Consider the following 23027-nt stretch of genomic DNA (forward strand, 5'->3'; position numbering starts at 1 on the left):
CCCGGGGAAATAACGGGAGCAGTGCCCAGTCAGGCGAGCTGATGACCCGCTACCACAATGACGTGGTGATCATGCCCCGGGATCAGACCTTTCGTCCGGTGCCCAACCCTAAACCTCGCGTTGACGGTCCCCAGGTGGCCTTTGTGGTCGGCCCCGAAGGCGAAGAGATCTACTGCGACGAGCACGGCCGGGTCAAGGTGCAGTTTCCCTGGGATCATTATGCCGAGCCCAACGAGACCGCCAGCTGTTGGGTACGGGTGGCTCAGGGTTGGGCAGGCGGTGGCTACGGCAGTATGGCGATCCCCCGGATCGGCCACGAGGTCATTGTCTCGTTTTTAGAGGGCGACCCCGATCAGCCGCTGGTCACCGGGCGCACCTACCACGCGGTGAATACCCCGCCCTATCCACTGCCGGCCAACAAGACCCGCACGGTGATCCGCACCCAGAGCCATAAGTCGGAAGGCTTTAACGAACTGCGCTTTGAGGATGCCACTGGCGAGGAGCAGATCTGGCTCCACGCTCAGAAAGACCTGGAGCTGCTCACCCTTAATGACCGCACCGAGGAGATCAAACGCGATAGCCATCTCAAAGTGCACAATGACCGTATCAGCGAGATCGACAACGACGAGCACCACACGGTGCACCGCCACCGCTTTGAGCACACCGAAGGCGCCCAACATTTAAATGTTGAAGGCACTATGCATATGCGTGCCGGGCAGGCCTGGCTAAGCGAAAGTGGCCGGGAACTGCATATCAAGTCGGGCCAAAAAGCGGTACTCGAAGCCGGTAGCGAAATCACCCTCAAGGTAGGCGGCAGCTTTATCAAGCTCGACGCCAGCGGTATCACCATCGTTGGCCCCCAGGTCAAGATCAACGCCGGTGGCAGCCCCGGCAATGGCACTGGGCAAGCCGCCGAGCCGCCCAAACTGCCACCGGTGTTAGAAGGTAAAGATCATGACCGGGCAGAAGCGATAGGGCATTCGCCGTTGCTAAGTAGTGATATTGAGCCAGCTACGCAATACGCCGCGCTGTTGCAAGAAAGTGCGTTATGCCCACTGTGCTCCCCTCGTAAGGAGGCGAAGTAACCATGGCCACTGTTAATCAGCCTACCCACTTGCTCAACGCCACAAGTTGGCAATGGCCGCGTAACCGAAACGTTTTTCTTATATTAGATGGCGTAAGGGTCAAAAAAATCGCACAGCGCTTATATACCTGGTCAGACGGCAACCTAAACGCTGAATTACTTTATGCAGGCACGCCCTTGTCATCATTGAATGACATTTCACCATGGCTAATCCAGCTTTCGGGGCCCCAGGATTTGGTATTGAAAAGCTATCTGGCTCAAGGAACGCTGCCTGAGTGGGGCTATTTAATCGAAAGTGACGCCTCTCTAACCGACGTGGCAAAACACTACCGCCAACTATTGGTCGTGTTACACCCCTTGGGAACACCCATGATGCTAAGAGTGGCTGACCCCGCTGTTATTGCCGCCATGCTGCCGAATAATAGCTCAACGGCCACGGCCCCATGGGGGCCCATACAGCAATTACATTTGCCGGATGCAGTGAAGAGCGCGTGGCAGCATCCAGAGCCCGGGCACTCCGCCACGGCACCGCTAATGATTGATGTTAGCGGCTATCAATTGAGCGAAGAGCAGCACCAACGATTGCAGGTCTGCAATAGACGCCGCGACATTCGCCACCTGATGACATTTGTAGAACAGCTTCATGACGGATGGCCATGTGTCGACTCAGCCCTACAGCGTTTTCGGTTACTCGCGTTATTAGTCGAAGATGCGCGTCATTACGGTTTCAACTCGCCTAAAGAGTGGGCACTGCTGTGCACCTTAATGGCTCGTTTGAACCTCACCTCCTGGGAGGCGCTAGAAAAGCATTCGATTTATCCATTGTTAATCGCCAGCAGCGATTCAGCCCTGCAGCGCCTAAAGCAAGCGCTAGCCACTACTTCACCAAAAACTGGGTCACCAAACACCGCCGCTGCGGCGATATAAGGAAGCTAACGATGTCTGCGTTTGAACGTCCCTCAGATGACCGTGACAATGCCGAATTTGCCGCCCACGAACTCTCTTCGCGGGATAGCGAAGAAGCCGCTACTTGCCCTCTCTTCACCGGCAAAGTGAGGCTGGTGCCGCTTCGTTACGGCATTGTAGAAGAGCTTGAACCAGAAAAAAGCATGCCTTACTCACTGACAGCTCGCCCGCTAGGGATACGCCTGCTGCGCAATGGCTTTCTCTATGTATTGGATGGTGAAAGCAACGAACTGCACGAGTACGAGTATCGCGATCAAGGGGACACCCTTAAGGGGCACAATGGCGGCAAGCTCGAGTACGAGACTGACCGCACGCTTTACGTCTGCTTTTCAGAGATCCAGTGGACGGGCGCAAAACGCGCCCAGGTGCAAGAAAGCGAAGAAGATCGCGATGCCTTTATGCAAGCGGTCAGTCTTGCCAGTGCCAATCCGGTTACCGGTGGAGGCAGGGATCTGATCACGACAGCCCAGGCAGAAGAGTGGGTGGCTGAATTTGCAGAAGACGCCGAGCTAGAGGTGCCGGAAGAAGGTTACGAGCATGAGGCGGAGCCTTATCTATGGGAAAATGATCACTACTACCACAAAACGCGTTTAGGCAAGCTGCTCGCTCAGCATGAGGTGGAGGATCGTGACGAGTGCCTTTGCCTGATTGCGCGCGATGATATTGGCGTGATGCGTGATTTAGCGCAGTTCCAGGATGAAGTCGTGGGGTGGATAGAGCAGTGGGCCACTGAGAAGGAGGGGCATACCGAGCGGGATTACATGCTGGCCTGCTATATAGAGTCGCTCTCCCAACTGAACGAAGCGTCATTGGACGACATGCGCCAGATGTCCGATGATCCCGCCGTTCAGGCGATGTTGGATGAAGTTGCCACGATGGAGGAGCCGCGGCAAAGTGAGGTTCGCCAGGAGCTGCTTGATTTTCTCAATCAGGAAAGTAATACCGGTAGATTGCCACAGTCCTACGACCCGGACTTACCCGAAGATCTTAAAGAGCGCCTTGACGACATCCGTGACGATGCGAGTCTCACTAATTCGCGCGCAATCTCTGATCGGCTGAATAGCGAAGTTCATCGCTACTACATTGAAGAGAGCCTTAGCGACAGCTTAGGAAGAGACTTTGTCGATCGCCACAGCGAGGCGCTGCTTTCGATGAAGCAGAAGCACAACGAGCGGCTCAAGGCTCTGCTAAAAGGCAGTAAAATCGGAGAGCGAGGCATTAATGACCTGATTGATCGGGGGCGCATGGATGACTTCCTCGCTGAACAGCGTCCCCGCCTGCAGCGCTGGAATGCTTTGCTCGATACTATCTCTGATGATCGTGCCGATATGCTGTGCAATACACGCTTCCATAACGCTGCCTGGTATTTTGATGCCCAGGTTGACGAACAGGTACATGAAGGCTTCAAAGCCCAGTACGGCTGCTTGAAAGATATCTGCCGCAACGATGAAGTAACGGAGCGGATAGCCGATTGGCTGGAGGGCGCGCCGTACTACGACCGACCGCTGTTCCATACGCTGCCGCTTGCTGACCAGAATGATTTCATCAGCCAGTACTCTACTATTGCTAATGCTGGCTACGGTACCTTGCTCAAACTGGATGATTTACGCAGTGAGCTTACGTCCCTAGAGGCGGGGCAGTTACCTGCCATTGATACACTGCCTGATAATACTCAGGTTATTGCCGATAGTGCTCATCAAACCTTGGGGCCCGCTATCTCGCGGGGAATCGCCCAGGTTATGGAAGAGTTTTATCAGGGTATCGACCGTCACTCGATGCCTGACATTGAGGAGCTATTCCGGCGCCTGCCCAAGGCCCTACCAGCGAGAATTCTGGATGCTGCCCAACGCACGGGTGCCACCTTTGTGGTGGCATCGCCTGAGGAGTTAACGAATTTTCGGCGCACCGTGCAACGTGTTTTGACGCTGCGTGAGGAGCTTGACATTATTCGCAAGCGCCGCAACGAGGTTAAGAAAACCGCCGGGCATCGCTCCCCTGAAGCTAAAGACCTGCGTAAGAAATTTGAGAACCTGCGCCATGAACTACAAACGGTGCATGAGCCCGCCCTGGCTAAAGCCATTAGCCCAATCGAAGAGCTTCCCGAAAACAGCGTCCGTATCGCGGGGGCTAACCCCGGACGGATTGGTCTGACAGCGGTATTTTCCGTAGCCCAGCAGGCTGAAGTGGGCAGGTTGGTTAGCAATATACGCCAAGGGATTGCGGCAGCGCCGAGGGTCAATCTGGCTGGGGATGGGCTGGGGCTTTTGGTGTTTGCATCTCAATTTTCAGTGTTATACAACGCTACAAAAGTACTAGTGGAAAATTATCTTAATGGTGGAGAACGAGATTGGACTCCTGTTTTAAAGAGTTTTGTTGCGACAGGCAGTGCTGGATTCCTAGCTGCTCAGGGGATTATGGATACTGCCCTCGGCGCTAGAGCGAAAGCGCTTGCCGGTGTTTTTAATGTGCCCGATGCTCAAAGTGTGAGTGCCTCCCTTGGAAGGCTACATGTTTTTCTTGGTGGTTTTACATATGCTTTAGGCATTTTTACGTCATACGAGAGCGTTTCTAACCGCCATGGAACATGGCAGGAAGCTGTCCGTAGCGGTAACCGCAGCGCTCAAAGTGCTGCCATGGCGAGTATGGTTGGTGCGGGTGGCATGTTGGGGGCCAATGCTTATGGGCTAGTCAACACTCTGCATACCGGTTTCTCGGCGATATTCCGAGGCGCCGAGTGGGCTGCGGCGGGTACACGCCTGGGGACGGTGTTTTGGCGCTTTAATCTCGCCGGGGGCTTGTTTAGCATACTTGAACTGGGAGGGAGCTGGCTGACTAACTATTACAGTATTAGTCGCCATGACGAATGGTTGCTTTCCACCCCCTGGAGCCAGGATGCCGCTAAAGCCGGTAATGATACGCTTGAAGCGTATCAGGCACGGTTACAAGAGATTGCCCAGGCACCCAAAATCAATGTCACGATTGAAGAGGCTGATAGTTGGTGGAAGAGGAGAGTAAGTGGGCCAATATCGGTCGATTTTAAACTCGTCTTGCCTATTAGTCTTCAAGACCTCATGGCACCGTTTGGCGGCAAGGCACCGGTGCGCCTTTCCCTGGGGGCTTACCAGGTACTCCCTGAAGATGGTGGCCGAGATTATCGGCCTGAACGTTGGGTGACGGCCACCGATAAGATCGTGGAAAGCCTGTCACTTGCGGATAAAGCGCCACTCGCGTTTGCCCTGCCTCAGCCCGAGCCGCTGAACTCAATATCCGCACGCCCCACCCATAATGTTTTTGCCGTTCGGCTGGAAGTGCTGGGCCGCGATGGCCAATACCAGGCTAACGATTACCATATTTACCTGTCGCCTGCGGGGGGCAGCGGAGATTACACACCATCGGATGTTGCTATTCGTGGCGGGGAAGCCCCCTGGCAGCATATCGACCCCCTTCTTTATTAATCGATTTAAGGTAGCCCTATGTCGGCCAAACAACACCCAACGCCGCGTCCGGATATCCTTCAGCCCCACCGGGCTGGTGATGTTGAGTCATTTCCAGGTGGCAAGGTTATTTACCTGTCGCCAGTCCCCTTGCCTACGGGTGTAGCCCCCTTGGATTTCAATCAGGCGATTGGGGAAGTAAACGATGCCTACTTGGATTTCGGCGGCAGCCTTCCCACGCCATTTACTTGGCAGTTTACGTTAGGCATACCCTTTATTAGTTTTTTAATGCTGGTTTTTCTGATTCCAGTGTTGGGGGGGGGGCTAATGTGGTTTATAGGAAAGGATATTGCTCTATTTTATGTAGGGGTTGCCGGGCTTTTTAATGAAGCCTTTGCCAAGGCCTCTGTGATCTGCACCTTGATACTGATTCTCGCCTTGTTTATCAAAGCCCACTACCACTTCAAGTTTCGCGAGGCTGTGCCCACCCGTTTCCATCGCCAGCGCCGTGAGGTGGCCTTTGCGCCGGGCGGCGGAAAACCGCCCATCATCGTGCCCTGGGAGAACGTGGCGGCCTGGGTGACCCAGGCGCAGGGGGTAACGCAATACGGTGTGCAGCGTCAGTATGGCTTGGGGATAGGCTTTATCGAGCCTGAAACCGGGCAGCAGCACTTCCTGGAATTATCACAGCCGGGCATGCCATTGGCATTGGGGCTTTGGGAAGCGGTGCGGGCTTATATGGAGTACGAGGTCAATACTCGCGAAGAAATTCAAGATCCCCACGGGCTGCATCGCCCCGGTGACCCGCCCTACGAGGGCGTGCATACCTTCCACAATGCCCGGCGTCGGTTGCACCGCCGCTACCGCGAGGGCGATATCGGCCTGTTCAAGGTCACCATGTGGTACCTGTGGCACATTATCGACCTATGGACGATACCTTTTCACCTTGCGGAATGGGAGATAAGCGTCATCCAAAAAGCTGGACAGAAAACGCTACCAGCGAGTCTTGATCAGTGGTCGCAATCCCTTCCCGAAGAGCAGTGGGCCAAGCCTAGCGCAGAGCTCACGCGCCTATCAAAAGAAGTCAGGCAACGTCGTGCCCAGCAGCCAAACCGGCCGATCACGGCTATCTTCGCCGAGATTTATGGCGAAGAGACGCCAATGTCAGCCTGATGAAGTGGGCAGTATATCGACCCCCTTCTTTATTAATTGATTTAAGGCACCCCTATGTCGGCCAAGCAACACCCAACGCCGCGGCCTGATATTCTCCAGCCCCACCGGGCTGGAGATGTCGAGCCCTTTCCAGGTGGCAAGGTTATCTACCTTTCCCCTGCTCCCTTGCCCACGGAAGCGGCGCCCTTGGATTTCAATCAGGCGATTGGGGAAGTGAACGATGCCTACTTAGATTTCGGAGGCAGCCTTCCCACGCCATTTACTTGGCAGTTTACGTTAGGCATACCTTTTATAGGGTTTTTAATGCTAGCTTTTCTTCTGCCCTTGATTGGAGGGGTGGCAATTGGGATATATGGAAAAGATGTAGATGCATTTTTTCTGGTTACTGGACTCGTATTTGATGAGGTGTTTTCTCAGGCCGTAGTGTTCTCGACATTGGTATTACTATTAGCCTTAGTGATTAAAGCCCACTATCACTTTAAGTTTCGCGAGGCTGTGCCCACGCGTTTTCATCGCCAGCGCCGTGAGGTGGCCTTTGCGCCGGGTGGCGGAAAACCGCCCATCATCGTGCCCTGGGAAAACGTGGCAGCCTGGGTGACCCAGGCGCAAGGGGTAACGCAATACGGTGTGCAGCGTCAGTATGGCTTGGGGATAGGCTTTATCGAGCCTGAAACCGGGCAGCAGCACTTCCTGGAATTATCACAGCCGGGCATGCCCCTGGCGTTTGGGCTTTGGGAAGCGGTGCGGGCTTATATGGAGTACGAGGTCAATACTCGCGAAGAAATTCAAGATCCCCATGGCCTGCATCGCCCCGGTGATCCGCCCTACGAGGGCGTGCATACTTTCCACAATGCCCGGCGCCGGTTGCACCGCCGCTACCGCAAGGGCGACATCGGTCTGTTCGCGGTCACCATGTGGTACCTGTGGCACATTCTTGACCTATGGACGATTCCTTTTCATCTTGCCGAATGGGAAATACGCGTTATCCAAAAGGCCGGACAGAAGACGCTACCAGCGAGCCTTGATGAATGGTCGCAACCTCTGCCTGAAGAACAGTGGGCCAAGCCTAGCGCAGAGCTCACGCGCCTCTCAAAAGAAGTCAGGCAACGTCATGCCCAGCAGCCAAATCGGCCGATCACGGCTATCTTTGCCGAGGTTTATGCAGAGGAAACGCTACTCTCAGCCTGAAGAACCGAGAGTGGGTGCGCAACCAGGTCGCTTAGCGATAGTGTATCAATAACCCAGTATTGGAGAGTACAGCATTGAGTGAAAAAGAAGCCTGCACAAAAGAAGAGAAAGCCTTAGTTGAAAACATTGATTTCGAGTGTCCCTCATGCAGCTCTTGTTTCTGCGAAGATTCACCATGGATTGCCGACCTTTTGAAAGCCAATAAGGCTACTTGCCCAGATTGTGAAGGCGAGTTGCTGATTGGGACTGAAGACAAGGATCGCCTAGCGAGTGTTATGAAGAAAAGAGAGCGATTCGGGAAGGCGATGGTTGTCTTTATGCTGCTCTACACCCTCGGGGGACTAATCGTGTCTCTCTACTTTGGCGGACTTGGGTTTATTCTTTATATGCCCGTCGGGCTGGGGATTTTTGGTTTACTGAAGGCGCTCGTTGATAACCAGACTGATTTGACAATTGGTCTGAATAAAGCCTGATGATGGTGATGTTGTCTATTTGGTAGAGGGTTGACCAGGATGTTAGAAGTGTGGCTGGGTTTTGGAGTCAGTTTCTTAACCTATGCCACATTTTAAAAAGAAGTGGTTGGATTTAAGGGCTTGCTGTTAATTAGTTGTTGTTTTTTTGATGTTAATGTTTTCTCTCTTTTAATTTGGGACGCACCATGAATGGCCGTATGCAGGCGCAAGTCAGCGCTCTTCGAGAAATGAAAGTTTCCTCATTTTCATTAAATGACAATCTTTTTTGCCTTTTAAACTATTCGCCCAGTAATAGCCATACGGATTTAAAGCATCGGCTGCGGCATAACGTTCAGCAATTCTGCTTAAATGCCGAAGAGGCCAACATGATCGAGTCTGCTCTAGTGGACTCTGCTATGCGTTTGAAAGCAGAGGTGGCGTGGTTGCCAGGTGCTGGTTTTACCCAAGCCCTCCAAGCGGTTGAGGGGCAGCTTGATGAGGATTCGCTGAGCCCACCATTTGCTAGGTTTAACTTGTCGGTTCACAATTTAACAGCCGAAAGTATATTAAAGCCTGATACGGTTAACAATGTATTATACGAGTGGCAGAAACTTAATAAATCTACCTTATTAGATAGTATTAACCAGCAGCGGCGTGCCGGGAACTTCAGTGAAGTGTCGATGATAGAGCTTGAATACGCCCTGGAATGGCATGCAAAGCGCATTGCTCATGCTGTAGTGAACGCCTTTGAACCGCACGGTGCTTCTGTGCTGGGCAGTGTCTTAATGGCAATAAGTAAAGATGAAAAAATTGATGTTGCTAACAATCAGTTAGCAGTTTTTTTATATGATACGTATCATGAAAATGTTGCTGGTTTGCTAGCAGAGTTAGAAGAAGGTCTTGAGTCTATATCTACTGAAATTTATCAAGCGGTTAGTTCAGAGCAAAGATTGTCCTATGAGGACACAATGTCGAATGAGCTAAGTGAGTCTGAAAAAGAGCTTTTTGAGTATGTCGCTACCGCTGAAAATAAAGCCCGCAACTGGGTGTCTATTGCTCAGCCATTAGTAGCATTTCATAACCGAGCGGGCAGTCGTTTTGTACCCCATGAGCATTTAATGTGGCTTGTTTCAGAGTGTTCTGCAAACCTTAGTTCATCAATCTGCACTTGTTTCAAAGAACTGAACGAGCGCTTGGTTAACCTGGCGTTAGAAGTCGCTCTGGATGCGCCTGATGCGTTGGGTCGCGCACGTTTGATACAAGAACTCTATGTGTATATGACTGCACCATTGACTAGCGATGAATATGAACCTAGCTCTATGCAAAGAGGGGGAGGGCGACAAGATTTCCTAAACGATATTAGACAACATGATGCTCGCCTTGAAAAAGCAGGCAGCCCCATGGCGCTTAGTAATAATTTCTTTAGTGAATTTATCGAATACCTGAAACAGAGCCCCTCCGAACAAGACCAATTGCAAGCGTGGCATACGCTTTTTATTATGGTAAACAGTCTTTTATTGGATCATGTAGAGTATGATCATGCTGCCTCTCAGCTGCTGTTGGTTGAACAGGCCTTTCCCTTAACCAGTGAGCCTGGGCGCCGCCTGAAGAAGTGGTGGTTAGCGTTTATTGAGGATGAAGTTATCAGCCTTCCGCCAGAGCAGGGTGGGCAGCCAATGCCTAAAACTTGCGCGGTTATTCAAGGTGAAACGTTGCTATGTCATCCTGACACTACTCAGCACTCTTCAACAACGACGCTACTCTCACGTTTTTCTTTTAAGAAAATATTAAAATGGTGCGGCATGGTAATCCCTTCAAAAAATAACGATCGTCAAAAATAGAGCTTCCGTCACCTAATCGTAAGGAGGTTCTGCATCAGGCAATCAGGTTTTCGATAGCCAGATGCAGTCGATTCTAAAGCAAGCTGAGATTGAGGTGTGTTTCAATAATGTTAAGAGCGGTTCTGGCCGCCCTTAACAGTGTTAAGCAGCGTGATCACCCCTCAACCCACACCTCATCACCTTTAAATTCGACCTTCCAGGTACGTAGCTTAACGTCCTCATCCTCTAAACACTGGCCGTCTTCAAGGCGGAAGTGCTGCTTGTAGATAGGCGAGGCGACTACCGCCGAGCCTTTAAGGTCGCCAACGATGCCTCGAGCGATCACGTTGGCGTTTGAAAAGGGGTCATGGTGGTCGAGAGCATAGAGTTCATCGCCCTTTCCTCGTAGCCCGGGCAAGTAGAAAATAGCTACCTGGGCGGGGCCTTCGGCGGTTTCCAGCCAGGCGGCGATGCCAGAGAACGCTACCAGATCATCTTTGGTACAAACTTTTTGCCACGCCGTGTTGTTTTCAGAAGCGTGGTTTTCAAAAGCCTCGCTATTGTGCACATCCGCCATATCCATCTCTTTTTTCAGTGCCGTTGCGGTCATGGGTTGCCTCGTTTTTATTCAGTGTCAGTGTCAGTGTCAGTGTCGTTGTCAGTGTCAGGGCCCAGCGTCGCTTAAGCGGGGCGCAGCTGGCCGCGCTCGGAGGTCATAATGATTGACGGATCCGGGCGGTCGTCGTTGACGAAGCTGCGGAAGCGCTTGAGTTTCTCCGGGTCGCTGATGGCGTCGGCCCATTCGCACTGGTATGTATCCACCACGGTTTGCATCTGGCGCTCCAGCTCGTCGTTGATGCCTAAGCTGTCTTCCAGAATCACCTCTTTGAGGTACTCCAGGCCGCCGTCGAGGTTTTCGCGCCACACCGAAGTGCGTTGCAAACGGTCGGCAGTGCGCACGTAAAACATCAAGAAGCGGTCAATGGTGCGGTAGAGCTGCTCGTCGTCCAGGTCGGTGGCAAACAGTTCGGCGTGGCGGGGGCGCATACCGCCGTTACCGCAAACGTAGAGGTTCCAGCCGTTTTCGGTGGCGATAATGCCGATGTCTTTGCTCTGAGCTTCGGCGCACTCGCGGGTGCAGCCGGAAACGCCAAACTTGATCTTGTGCGGTGAGCGCAGGCCCTTGTAGCGGTTCTCTAACTGAATCGCCATGCCGACGCTGTCCTGCACGCCGTAGCGGCACCAGGTGCTACCTACGCAGGATTTCACCGTGCGCAGCGATTTACCGTAGGCGTGGCCGGTCTCGAAACCTGCAGCAATTAGCTCTCCCCAGATATCCGGCAGGTCTTCCAGGCGGGCGCCGAACAGATCGATACGCTGGCCGCCGGTGACCTTGGAGTAGAGGCTGTATTTTTTGGCCACTTCACCCAGCACGATGAGTTTGTCCGGGGTAATCTCGCCACCGGCAACACGCGGCACTACTGAGTAGGTGCCGTTTTTCTGCATGTTGGCCATAAAGGTGTCGTTGGTGTCCTGCAGGGGAATATGCGCCGCGTCGGTGATCGGCTCGTTAAAGCAGGAGGCCAGAATTGATGCCACGGTGGGTTTGCAGATATCGCAGCCCAGGCGGTGGGTGTCGGCGTTGCCGTGTTTTTCAATCAAGTCAGTGAAGGTTTTAATACCTTCAACGCGCACAATATCGTAAAGCTCCTGGCGGGTATGGGCGAAGTGTTCGCAAATCGATTTATCGACTTCGACACCGCGGGCTTCCAACTCATGGTCAACCACGCTTTTAAGCAGCGCTGTGCAGCCGCCACAGCCGGTACTGGCTTTGGTGGCCGCTTTGACACCGCCTAGATCTACTGCGCCAGCGTCAATAGTGGCGCAAATATCACCTTTAGTGACGTTGTGACAAGAGCAGATGGAGGCGGTTTCCGGCAGCGCACCGGGGCCGAGAGTGGGCGCGGCGCCGCTGCTTTGGGGCAGAATCAATGAGGCGGGCTCGTCGGGCAACTCAATGCCGTTGGAGTAGTACTGCAGCAGCGTGTCGTAAACGCTGTTATTGCCCACCAGCATGGCGCCGAGCAGCTTTTTACCGTCGCTGGAGACCACCAGTTTGCGGTACTCCTGCTTGATGGGGTCTAGGTAGCGGAACATGCGAGCGCTGGGGTTTTGGTTGCCGTGGGCATCACCAATCGAGCCCACATCCACGCCCAGCAGCTTGAGCTTGGTGCTCATATCCGCGCCGCCAAACTGGGTATCGCCTTCGGTTAGCGTCGAAAATGCTGCTTTGGCCATTTGATAACCGGGGGCGACCAGGCCAAAAATGCTCTGGTTCCACAGCGCCACTTCACCAATTGCCAGAATGGCCGGGTCGCTGGTGAGGCACTGGTTATCCACCACCACGCCGCCGCGTTCACCAATCTCCAGGCCGCAATCACGGGCCAACTGGTCGCGGGGGCGGATGCCTGCTGAGAACACAATCAGGTCGGTTTCCAGCACTTTGTCGTCTTGGAAGACCATGCGGTGGCGGCTTGCCTCGCCATCTTCAATACGCTGTGTGGCCCGTTCAAGAAGCACCTGTACGCCCAGCGCTTCGATTTTTTCCCGCAGTAGCTCGCCGCCTTCGTTATCCACCTGCATCGGCATTAGGCGTGAGGCGAACTCCACCACGGCGGTATCCAGGTTCAGGCCGCGCAGGGCGTTAGCCGCTTCAAGGCCCAGCAAGCCGCCGCCCACGACCACGCCGGTGGTGGCGTTTTCGGCGGCGGCCTGAATGGCGTCTAAATCGTCCAGGGTGCGGTACACCAGGCAGCCATCGCGGTCATTACCGGGAATCGGCGGCACGAAAGGGAACGAGCCGGTAGCCAGCACTAGGCGGTCGTAAGGGTAACGGCCTTGTTCGGTGACCACCTCTTGTGAGTTGCGGTCGATCTCAATGACGGCTTCGCTTGTGCGCAGTCCAACGCCGCTGGTGGCGTAGTAATCCGCTTCGCAAAGCGCTAGCGAATCGGCATCGCGGCCGCTGAAATATTCAGACAGGTGCACCCGGTCGTAGGCGCGGTGGCGCTCTTCGCCAAACACGGTGACCTGATAGCGCTCAAGGGCGCTGTTATCGACGAGCTGCTCGACCAAGTGGTGGCCGACCATGCCGTTACCAATAATAATAAGCTGCTGTTGGGTAGACATTTAAGCCGCCTCCGACGTTGTATGAGAAGAGTGTTTTGAAGAAGATTGTTTTGAAGAAAGCTCAGAAGAATCAGGGCTGTGCTGAGATGCTTCGCGGAGCACCTCGACATCAGCAACACCAAACAACAAGGCTTGGCGGTAAGCGTTGAGATCGGTACCCGCGAGCGCCTGTTCGAAGTACCAGGGGCCTTGGCTGGTGTCGCCGTAAAGCACCGCACCTTCAATCTGGCCGTCGCGTAGCAGCAGGCGGCGGTAGTCGCCGCGCTCAATGTCGTGGTAATTCAGCACTTCATGCTCGGCGCTGGCCTCGGTGGGGCCAAAGGCGTAGAGCGCTACACCGCTAATTTTGAGTTTGGTAGCGCTGGGAGCATCCGCGTAGCCTTGGGTATGAGTGCCGCACAGCGTCGCGGCGAGCACTTCTACCTGACGCCAGATCGGCTCCACCAAGCCGTAGGTGGTGCCATCGAACTGGCAGCACTCGCCCAGTGCTGAGACCGCCGGGTCGCTGGTGGTGAGCCATTCGTCAACTACAATAGCTCGATCAGTGCGTAGACCTGCCTGGCGGCCAAGTTCCGCATTAGGGGTAATGCCCGCGGCAACGATCACACTGGAGGCGTTCAACTGGCGGCCATCGGCAAGATGCACCTTAGCTACCCGGCCCAGGGCGTCACTCTCTAGCCTCGCTAACTGCGCGCCGGTGATGATCTGTAGACCGCGTTGAGTGAGGGTGTCTTTAAGCAGGTGTGCAGCGGTAACATCCAACTGGCGGTTCATCAGCCGCTCGCTGCGCTGGAGCACGCTCACCTTGATATCACTGCCGCGTTTACGCAGTCCTTCAGCAGCTTCAAGACCCAGCAGGCCGCCGCCAATCACGACAGCGTCACCGCCCTTTTGAGCAATGGCTTCTAGTGATTCGGCATCTTGCAGGTCGCGAAAGCCATGTACGCCCTCAAGCTCAATGCCGGGAACGTTGGGCAGCGCTGGACGCGAGCCGGTGGCGATGACCAAATGATCGTAATCAAGCGATCGGCCGCTATCGGTGGTCAATGTTTGGCGTGCGCGATCAAGCATCTCGACCTTTTCACCCAGTATCAGCGTAACGCCCTGTTCGGCGTACCACTGGGTATCGCGCAGGGTAAGCGCCTCCTGCTGCATCTCACCGGCCAGCAGTGGTGAAAGCAGAATACGGTTGTAGGCAGGGCTTGGCTCTGCGCCAATCACCGTGATGCGCTGGGGGCGTGTGGGCTGTTTTACCAACGCCTCAATTAGGCGGTGGCTTGCCATACCATTGCCAATGACCACCAGATGGTCGTTGGATGAGCACCGGGAAGTAGTTTCCATGGGGGGCTCCTCTGTGTCTTTGCGGCTGCTTGAGCACCAAACAAAAAAACGCCCCTGTCGCGCACCTCTTTGCAAATAATCGCAAAAGCGTGCGTAACAGGGGCGTCGTTGCCCGATAGCGTCGTTTTAAATACGCGACAACCGCCATTGGCTGCCAGCTGATTAAAAACCTTACCCTGTAACAAGCAAGGAGCTAGCCAACTGGCCGTATAGCATATTTTTTTAAATAACTTCAGCTGCTTATGTTTAGGTGATAGGTAAACGGTGGCCAGGCTCTTCGGATAGACTGCACGGTGATGGTGCGAAAAGAGAGGTGGCCTGCACTCTCAAGCACCATTTAGCGCGCACACAGTGCGAAAAAGAGCGTTGCGTGATGATTTGTTATTTTTTAACCATCTGTTTTTAAATGATTAAATTTTATATGGCCGGTTGTCGGCTTGGCTCTTGCAGTTCCCAAGGCAATAAGTAAGTTAACAAGGGATAAGCGCTCATTGTTTGGCGATGGCAGCGAACAATTCCAAAGCCGTTAGAAAAATAAGTAGCCGTTAGAAAATGTGTAGCTGTTAGTAAATCTTCATTTGTTTGAAGAGACTATTGTAAAGAGTAATGCACCGATGAAGGTGCGCTGTGGCAACGACGTCCAGCCCTCTTCTCTTAATGCGTTTATATAGCGCATTAGAGAATGGGACTGGGCGTTTTTTTATGCCCGGCATTTATATACGTATATACGGCGTTCAGGTTCGACCCGAGGAGGTATTATGCGAGGGGCAAAAGCAGGGCAGCAGTCCACAACGACGCAGCAAGCCAAAACCACCTGCCCCTATTGCGGCGTTGGCTGTGGCGTGACGGCAACCGTTGAAGCGGGCACGCTGAGCGCTGTAGAGGGCGACCGCGAGCATCCGGCGAACTTCGGGCGGCTGTGTGTCAAAGGTTCTGCGCTACATGAAACCTTGGGACAACAGGGGCGGCTGACTCACCCTCGCGTTGATGGTGTTGAGGTCTCCTGGGACACCGCCCTAAGCACTACTACCGAACGCTTAAACACCCTACGGGCCGAGTATGGCAACCACAGTGTGGCAGCGTACCTATCCGGTCAGCTGCTGACTGAAGACTACTACGTGGCCAATAAGCTGTTTAAAGGATTTTTAGGCACGCCCCATTTAGATACTAACTCAAGGCTGTGTATGGCCTCAGCGGTGGTTGGCTACAAGCGTGCCTTCGGTGCCGATGCGGTGCCGTGTAACTACGAGGATTTGGAAGAGGCGGAACTGATCGTGTTGGTGGGTTCCAACTTGGCTTGGAATCACCCGGTACTTTACCAGCGCATCAAAGTGGCCAAAGAGCGCAATCCATTGATGCGTTTGGTGGTGATCGATCCGCGCGTCACCGACAGCTGCGAAATCGCCGACCTCTACCTGGGGATTAAGCCAGGCAGCGATGCTTACCTGTTTAACGGCTTGCTGGCGTGGATGGCGCAGCGTCGCAGGCTTGATACCCTCTACCTTGAGCGCCACACCGAAGGGTTTGACGATGCTCTGGCGGCGGCCCAGCAAACCGCGGGCTCAGTGGCGGAGGTAGCGGCGGCCTGTGATGTTGACCCCGAGCGACTGGAAACCTTCTACTACTGGTTTGCCAGCCAGCTGCATGTGGTTACCCTCTACTCTCAGGGCGTTAATCAATCTGCCAGTGGTACCGATAAGTGCAACGCGATTATTAACTGTCACTTGGCTGGCGGCAAAATCGGTTTACCGGGGGCAGGGCCGTTCTCGATTACCGGCCAGCCCAACGCCATGGGTGGGCGCGAAGTAGGCGGGTTGGCCAACCAGCTAGCCGCGCATATGGATTACCACACCCCAGGCGCCCTCGATCTAGTCAGCCGCTTTTGGACTACCGACAGCCTTACACCGATCCTGCCGGAAGGGCCCGGTTATAAAGCAGTGGAGCTGTTTGAGGCCATCGAGCGTGGCGAAATAAAAGCGCTGTGGGTGATGGCCACCAATCCCGCGATTAGCCTTCCCGATGCTGCGCGGGTGCGTGCTGCGCTGGAGAAATGTCCGCTGGTGATTGTTTCCGAGTGCGCTGCCCATACCGATCTGCTGCCTTATGCCGATATTGTGCTGCCAGCCTCGGGGTGGTCGGAAAAAGATGGCACCGTGACTAACTCCGAGCGGCGCATTTCTCGCCAGCGGGGCATGCTGCCGCCCCCAGGTGAGGCCCGCCACGACTGGTGGATAATCTGCGAGGTGGCGAAACGATTAGGGTTTGCCGAGGCGTTTAACTACGCGCACCCTTGGGAGATTTTCGACGAGCACGCTCGTCTCTCAGGGTTTGAAAACGGAGTTGATAACAGCACGGTGCCCGGCAACCCGCAGCGGTTGTTTGATATATCGGGTTTGGTGGGCCTGGGCCGGGATGGTTACGACGCCTTAGCCCCCATTCAATGGCCGGTCACAAAGGCCGCACCCCATGGCACTGCGCGGCTGTTTGAGGATGGCGAGTTTGCCACCGCCAATGGTCGCGCCAAGCTGCTGGCGATCAAGCCCCAAGGGCCTGAGCAGGCGCTGAGCGCCGCTTATCCGCTGCGTCTGAACACCGGCCGGATTCGTGACCAGTGGCACACCATGACCCGCACCGCTCGCTCACCGCGGTTAATGAATCACCGCGCCGAACCCTTTATGGATGTGCACCCAGAGGATGCCCACACTGCCGGTGTAACCGATCAAGGGCTGGCGGTGTTAACCGCCGAGAAAGGCGAATTTCGTGCTCGGGTGCGGGTCTCCAATGCCCAACGCCGCGGTGAGGTCTTCGTACCCATCCACTGGACTGACTGCTTCACCCAGCAGGCCAGAAGCAGCGCGCTGATCGACAGCATTACCGATCCGCTCTCTGGGCAGCCAGAATCGAAGCACGGCGCCGTGGCGCTGGCGCCGCTTGCTACTGATTGGCAGGCTACTCTACTGATCGCCGAAGGGGCAACGGAATCAACACCTTGGTGCACCAGTGCCTACTGGACACGTATTCCCATGCGCGGCTGCCAACGCTGGCAGCTTGCCAATACGCAGTCGGTTAATGACTGGTTGGCGCAACTGAAAACGTGGCTGCCCGGCGACGTATCGGTTATCAGCCAAGACCCTACTAACGGACGTCTGCGCGCCGCCTGCGTGGAAAGCGGTCAATTGCGCTGGTGGCTGATGGTTGGCCCGCCCAAAGAGTTGCCAGGGTTGGCGTGGCTGGAAGCGCGTTTTAACGAGGCGGCGCTGAGCGATACCCACCGCCGGCGCCTATTGGCGGGCTGCGACGACGGTGCTGCGGATACCGGGCCGGTGGTGTGTAGTTGCCACCAAGTGGGCCAAACCACCATCGTCAGCGCTATCCGAGAGGGCGACACCAGCGTAGAAGCGTTGGGCGCCAGGCTCGCCTGCGGCACCCAGTGCGGTAGCTGTATTCCCGAATTGAAATCACTTATTGAAGAGGAGCGGCCCAATGCCCGCACTAAGCAACCCCTTGCTACAGAAGTGGTTTAACGCCTTTATGCGGTTATCGCACCGCGCGCTAACGCCGTGGGTTCAGCAGGCTGTAGACATACGTTTGCCACTGCGTGGCGAGTGCCGCGCCGGGCAGGTTTACCTGGTTGGCGCAGGCAGCGGCGATGCGGAGCTGTTAACCCTCAAGGCCGCACGCTTACTTATGCAGGCGGACGCCGTGGTATATGACCGCTTGGTGGGCGATGACGTTCTGGCGCTGATTCCTAGCGGCAGCGAACGCTACTACGTTGGCAAAGCCCGCGGCCACCACAGTGTACCCCAAACGGAGATCGGCGAGCTGATGGTAAAACTCGCCCGGGAAGGTAAATCGGTGGTGCGCTTGAAAGGCGGCGACCCGGCGGTATTCGCGCGGATGGGCGAAGAGCTGGATGCCCTGGCCACTGCCGAGATCCCCGCTGCCATTGTGCCGGGGATCACCGCTGCTTCAGCCGCCGCTGCCTGCATGGGCATTCCGCTCACCGATCGCGGTCATGCGCAGCAACTGCGCTTTGTGACTGCCCAGCTATGCCGCGAAGACGGTACGCCGGATTGGGCATCGCTGGCGCGCAAGGATGAAACCCTGGTGTTTTATATGGGGCTTTCAAAAGTGAGTGCAATTTGCCACGGCCTACGCCAAGCAGGCCTGCCGGATGAGTGGCCGATCATGCTGGTGGCTAACGCCAGCCAGAGTGAACAGCAGTCGCTGGTGGGCTCGCTGGCGGATATGCCCGAAAAACTCGCCGCAACTCCCTTACCGTCACCCTGTTTGATTGTGGTGGGCAGTGTGGTGCAAAGAGTCGCCACGACGCCCGCTAACCTAGCCACCAATTTTTGCTCTGCACAGCAAATCACGCCTTAGCGGCAGGGTTTGCGGTGCGCGTTTTATTCTTCTGACCCTTACAACCAGCTACCAAGGAAAAGCTCTCTATGTCCTACTTATTGCCTGCTGAATTTGCTACCAAGATGGTCGATGCTGGCGAAGCCAAGCTTCACATGTCTACCCGTGATGCGCTGATTCGCGCTTTTATGGCGGGGGCTATTTTGGCCATCGCGGCGGTGTTTGCGGTGACCGTAGCGGTGCAAACCGGCTACCCGATTATCGGCGCCATCCTGTTTCCGGTGGGTTTCTCGATACTCTATCTAATGGGCTTTGATCTGTTGACCGGGGTGTTTGTGTTAACGCCGCTGGCGTGGCTGGATAAACGACCTGGGGTGACGATTAATCGTATTCTCAAGCACTGGGGTATTGTGTTTATCGGTAATTTTGGTGGGGCATTAACGGTCGCCTTTCTCATGGCGATTGTGTTCACCTACGGCTTTAGCACCGAACCCAGCGAAGTGGGGCGGGTCATTGGTGAAGTGGGCGAAGGGCGCACGGTTGGTTATAAAGAGTATGGCGCTGGCGGCATGGCGACGATTTTTATTCGCGGCATACTGTGCAACTGGATGGTGTCGCTGGGGGTAGTGGGGGCAATGATCTCAACCACGGTGAGCGGTAAGGTCATTGCCATGTGGATGCCGATTATGCTGTTCTTCGGTATGGGCTTTGAGCACTCGGTGGTCAACATGTTCCTGTTCCCATCTGGGCTGATGATGGGCGGTAACTTCTCGATTATGGATTACCTGATCTGGAACGAAATTCCGGTAGTGCTGGGTAACTTGATCGGTGGCCTAGCGCTAACTGGCCTGACTCTCTACACCACCCACGTGCGTACCGCGCCGCAAAAAGCCCTATGATCTGATAGGCAGCAGTTTGTCATTAACCAAGCCTTCGCTCCGGCGGAGGCTTTTTTAGGGGAAGCATAATGGCAGCGCTGACCATTTCGCTCGGCCAGCACTCTGATAAAGGGCGCAAGCCAAGTAATCAGGATTTTTACGGCGCTTATTTACCCAGCGACTCCCAGCGCGCCACCAAAGGGATTGCGATCGCGTTAGCGGATGGGATCAGCAGCAGCGAAGTGAGCCGGGAAGCGAGCGAAGCAGCAGTGGGCGGTTTCTTAACAGACTACTACGCCACCCCCGCCACCTGGGCGGTTAAAACCTCCGCCCAGCGGGTGCTGCAGGCCACCAATGCATGGCTTTATGCCCAAACCCGGCAGAGCCAGTATCGCTATAACCTGGATCGTGGCTATGTGTGTACCCTCAGCGCGGTGGTGATTAAATCCACCACTGCGCACCTGTTTCACGTTGGCGATAGCCGTATCTATCAGCTCGCCGGCAATACGCTGGAGCCACTGACCGAGGATCATCGCTTCTGGGCATCCCGGGAAGTCAGTCATTTAAGCCGCGCCATGGGGGCCAGCCAGCACCTGGAGCTGGATTATTGCGCCGTATCGCTGAGTGAGGGCGATGTGTTTGTACTCACTACCGACGGTGTTTATGAGTGGCTAACCGGCGCTGAAATGGCCGCGCTGATTCATGCCCATTGGGGCGATCTCGATGCGGCGGCTGAGGCGCTAATCGCGGCTGCCATCGATCATGGCAGCGATGACAACCTCACCGTGCAAATTGTGCGCATTGATTCGCTGCCTGAGCGCCACGCTAATGAACTCTACGCGGCGCTGGGCACACTGCCGTCACCGTCTGAATTGCGCGCAGGAAGTGAGCTGGATGGCTACCGCATTGTGCGTCAACTGCATGCCAGCAGCCGCAGCCATGTCTACCTGGCGGAAGAGGTAGCGAGTGGCGAGAAGGTGGCACTTAAAACCCTCTCAACCGAGCTAAGCCAAGACTCGGCGAGTATCGAGCGGTTTGTGCGCGAAGAGTGGATTGCCCGACGCATCGATAATCAGCACGTGCTTAAAGCCCCCGCCCAAGAGCGCCCTCGCCGCTACCTTTACACCGTGCTGGCGTATATCGAAGGGCAAACCCTGACCCAGTGGATGCGTGACCACCCCAACGCCGAATTAGCCAGCGTTCGTCCCATCGTCGAGCAGATTGCCAAGGGGCTACGCGCCTTTCATCGCCTGGAAATGCTGCATCAGGATTTACGCCCCGATAACGTCATGATCGATAGCCACGGAACGGTGAAGCTGATCGATTTTGGCGCTGCCAAGGTGGCGGGCCTTGCCGAAGAGGTCGGGGCGGCTAGCGACGATATTCTAGGCACTGTCCAGTACACCGCGCCGGAGTATTTTCTGGGTGAAGGAGGCACGCCCCGTTCGGATCAGTACTCACTGGCAGTGATTACCTATCAGATGCTAACCGGCACGCTGCCCTATGGCACCGAGGTGGCCAAAACCCGCACTCGGGCAGCGCAACATAAGCTTGCCTACCAATCGGCGCTTAGCGAGAACCGTGAACTGCCCGCTTGGGTAGATGAGGTGCTCAAAAAGGCATTACATTCCAATCCCCACAAACGTTTTTCGGCACTTTCGGAGTTTATTTTCGAGCTACGCTCGCCAAGCCAAGAAGTGCTGAAACGTGCCCAGTTACCGCTGCTGGAACGTGATCCGGTGCTGTTCTGGAAGGGTGTATCGCTAGCGCTGGCTATTGTGGTGATTGCTCTGTTAGTGCGTTAAGGATGGTGGGATGGAGTGTTATCAGCGCGCATCGTCAAAACGGTCAACCCGGCGCAAGGTTGGGAACAGCTTCATCCAGGCGCCGACCACCGCCAAAGTGCCCACGCCGCCAATAATGGCCGCCGGCACTACGCCAAACCCTGCCGCCATGCTGCCCGCGCGGAACTCGCCTAGCTCATTGCTGGAACCGATAAACAGCATGTTGACGGCATTCACGCGGCCGCGCATCTCATCTGGGGTGGCAAGCTGAATCAGCGTCATGCGCACGTAGACGCTAATCATATCGGCGGCGCCCGCCACCAACATGGCTATCAGGGAGAGCCAAAAAATCGTTGAAAAGGCGAACACCAGATTCGCAATGCCAAAAATCGCCACTGCCATAAACATTACCAACCCGGCGCGGCGCTGAATGCCGCGGATGCCTAAGTAGAGCCCCATTAGGAGGGCGCCCACCGCAATAGCGCTACGCAGCGCGCCTAACCCTTCCGGCCCAACGTGCAGCACTTCTTGGGCGTAGATAGGCAGTAGCGCCACGACGCCACCCAATAACACGGCAAACAGATCCAACGAAATGGCGCCCAAAATAATCGGCTGATGGCGGATGTAACGAATACCTGCGGTAAAGCGCTTTATGGCAGTGCTTTCCAGTATTTTGGCGGTTTCAGCGTAGCGAATGGGCACCGGGAGCAGCAGCACAAGTGCCGCAATAAAACAGCCTAAACACACGCCGTAGGCAAGGCTGCCACCGCCTAACCCATACAGAATGCCGCCCAATAACGGGCCGGCGATCACGGCAATTTTCATGATAGAGCTATTCAAGGCAATCGCAGAGGCAAGCTGCGCCCGGGGCACAATATTGGGCAGCAAGCTTTGTAAGGCAGGACCGGTAAAGGCGCGTGCGGCACCAAACAGAGCCAGAACAGCGTAATAGCCGCCCACATTATGACTTTCATTCAGCGAAAGGGTCAGCAGCAGGGCGCTGCATAGCCCTTGCACCAACCAGCTAAGTTGCAAAATACGTTTGCGCGAGAAGCGATCAACGAAATCCCCTGCAGGTAGCAGCAATAGCACCATTGGCAGGAACTGCGCCAAACCCACATAGGCCAGTGCCATCGGTTCCCGGGTGATATCGTAAACCTGCCAAGCCACTACAATGGCCTGAATCTGCATGGCAAATACCGCGGCTAATCGCGACAGCAAAAAACTTAAAAAGCCTGATTGGCGGTGAAGCGGGAGTAAGGGCGCTTCGTCGCGGGCGGATGTTTCGTTAGCGAAGGTCATGGCGTCATCATGGTAAGAGTTTCAATAGCAAAGGGTTGAAGTGGTGCTGTAGCC

The 23027-nt window shown here is 55.2% G+C and carries 15 protein-coding genes; 11 read left to right on the plus strand and 4 right to left on the minus strand.

Translation table 11 applies throughout. The features are described 5' to 3' along the window. The 7 genes from K7H09_RS22510 to K7H09_RS22540 form a co-directional block, all read left to right on the plus strand. The coding region (locus K7H09_RS22510; RefSeq protein ID WP_230806076.1) for a type VI secretion system Vgr family protein at positions 1–1085 on the plus strand (1085 nt) is incomplete at its 5' end. Between the two features lie 2 nt (positions 1086–1087). Further along, positions 1088–2011: a DUF4123 domain-containing protein gene (locus K7H09_RS22515; protein WP_052475534.1), complete on the plus strand. Its 924-nt coding sequence runs from the start codon at positions 1088–1090 to the stop codon at positions 2009–2011. Between the two features lie 11 nt (positions 2012–2022). Continuing rightward, complete coding sequence (locus K7H09_RS22520; protein WP_141439752.1) at positions 2023–5505, plus strand: toxin VasX; 3483 nt, start codon at positions 2023–2025, stop codon at positions 5503–5505. An 18-nt stretch (positions 5506–5523) separates the two neighbouring features. Next, on the plus strand, positions 5524–6657 hold the full coding sequence (locus K7H09_RS22525; RefSeq protein ID WP_230806078.1) for a hypothetical protein: 1134 nt from the start codon (positions 5524–5526) through the stop codon (positions 6655–6657). Between the two features lie 54 nt (positions 6658–6711). Next, positions 6712–7845, plus strand: coding sequence for a hypothetical protein (locus K7H09_RS22530; protein ID WP_230806080.1), 1134 nt, complete (start codon positions 6712–6714; stop codon positions 7843–7845). A gap of 74 nt (positions 7846–7919) precedes the next feature. After that, positions 7920–8318 carry a hypothetical protein gene (locus K7H09_RS22535; protein ID WP_141439751.1) on the plus strand — a complete coding sequence of 133 codons (399 nt, stop codon included), beginning with the start codon at positions 7920–7922 and terminating at the stop codon, positions 8316–8318. Positions 8319–8503: 185 nt separating this feature from the next. Then, positions 8504–10138: a hypothetical protein gene (locus K7H09_RS22540; protein ID WP_141439750.1), complete on the plus strand. Its 1635-nt coding sequence runs from the start codon at positions 8504–8506 to the stop codon at positions 10136–10138. A gap of 154 nt (positions 10139–10292) precedes the next feature. Here K7H09_RS22540 and nirD read toward each other — a convergent pair whose 3' ends face one another. The 3 genes from nirD to K7H09_RS22555 all read right to left on the minus strand — a co-directional run bounded on the left by nirD (position 10293) and on the right by K7H09_RS22555 (position 14647). Continuing rightward, entirely contained in the window at positions 10293–10727 is a 435-nt protein-coding gene (gene nirD, locus K7H09_RS22545; RefSeq protein WP_230806082.1) for a nitrite reductase small subunit NirD, read from the minus strand. Between the two features lie 71 nt (positions 10728–10798). Beyond that, entirely contained in the window at positions 10799–13306 is a 2508-nt protein-coding gene (gene nirB, locus K7H09_RS22550) for a nitrite reductase large subunit NirB (RefSeq protein WP_230806084.1), read from the minus strand. Beyond that, the gene (locus K7H09_RS22555) at positions 13307–14647 is read right to left on the minus strand and encodes an NAD(P)/FAD-dependent oxidoreductase (RefSeq protein WP_230806086.1); all 1341 of its coding nucleotides are present in this window, start codon (positions 14645–14647) and stop codon (positions 13307–13309) included. A gap of 758 nt (positions 14648–15405) precedes the next feature. On the opposite strand from K7H09_RS22555, the gene K7H09_RS22560 reads away from it, so the two are divergent. The 4 genes from K7H09_RS22560 (at position 15406) to K7H09_RS22575 (ending at position 21692) form a co-directional block, all read left to right on the plus strand. Next, a complete protein-coding gene (locus tag K7H09_RS22560) occupies positions 15406–18171 on the plus strand; it encodes a nitrate reductase (protein ID WP_141439747.1) in 2766 nt (921 codons plus the stop codon). Next, positions 18131–19030 carry a uroporphyrinogen-III C-methyltransferase gene (gene cobA, locus K7H09_RS22565; RefSeq protein ID WP_141439746.1) on the plus strand — a complete coding sequence of 300 codons (900 nt, stop codon included), beginning with the start codon at positions 18131–18133 and terminating at the stop codon, positions 19028–19030. Before K7H09_RS22560 ends, cobA begins: the two co-directional genes overlap by 41 nt. Before the next feature lie 68 nt (positions 19031–19098). After that, the gene (locus K7H09_RS22570; protein ID WP_008957727.1) at positions 19099–19908 is read left to right on the plus strand and encodes a formate/nitrite transporter family protein; all 810 of its coding nucleotides are present in this window, start codon (positions 19099–19101) and stop codon (positions 19906–19908) included. Between the two features lie 68 nt (positions 19909–19976). Then, positions 19977–21692 carry a bifunctional protein-serine/threonine kinase/phosphatase gene (locus tag K7H09_RS22575; RefSeq protein ID WP_230806088.1) on the plus strand — a complete coding sequence of 572 codons (1716 nt, stop codon included), beginning with the start codon at positions 19977–19979 and terminating at the stop codon, positions 21690–21692. 21 nt (positions 21693–21713) lie between these two features. On the opposite strand, the gene K7H09_RS22580 is transcribed toward K7H09_RS22575, so the two are convergent. After that, positions 21714–22973: an MFS transporter gene (locus tag K7H09_RS22580; RefSeq protein WP_230806090.1), complete on the minus strand. Its 1260-nt coding sequence runs from the start codon at positions 22971–22973 to the stop codon at positions 21714–21716. Between the last annotated feature and the right edge of the window lie 54 nt (positions 22974–23027).

It is taken from the genome of Halomonas sp. IOP_14, assembly GCF_021021315.1.
GTDB classification, from domain to species: Bacteria; Pseudomonadota; Gammaproteobacteria; order Pseudomonadales; family Halomonadaceae; genus Vreelandella; species Vreelandella titanicae.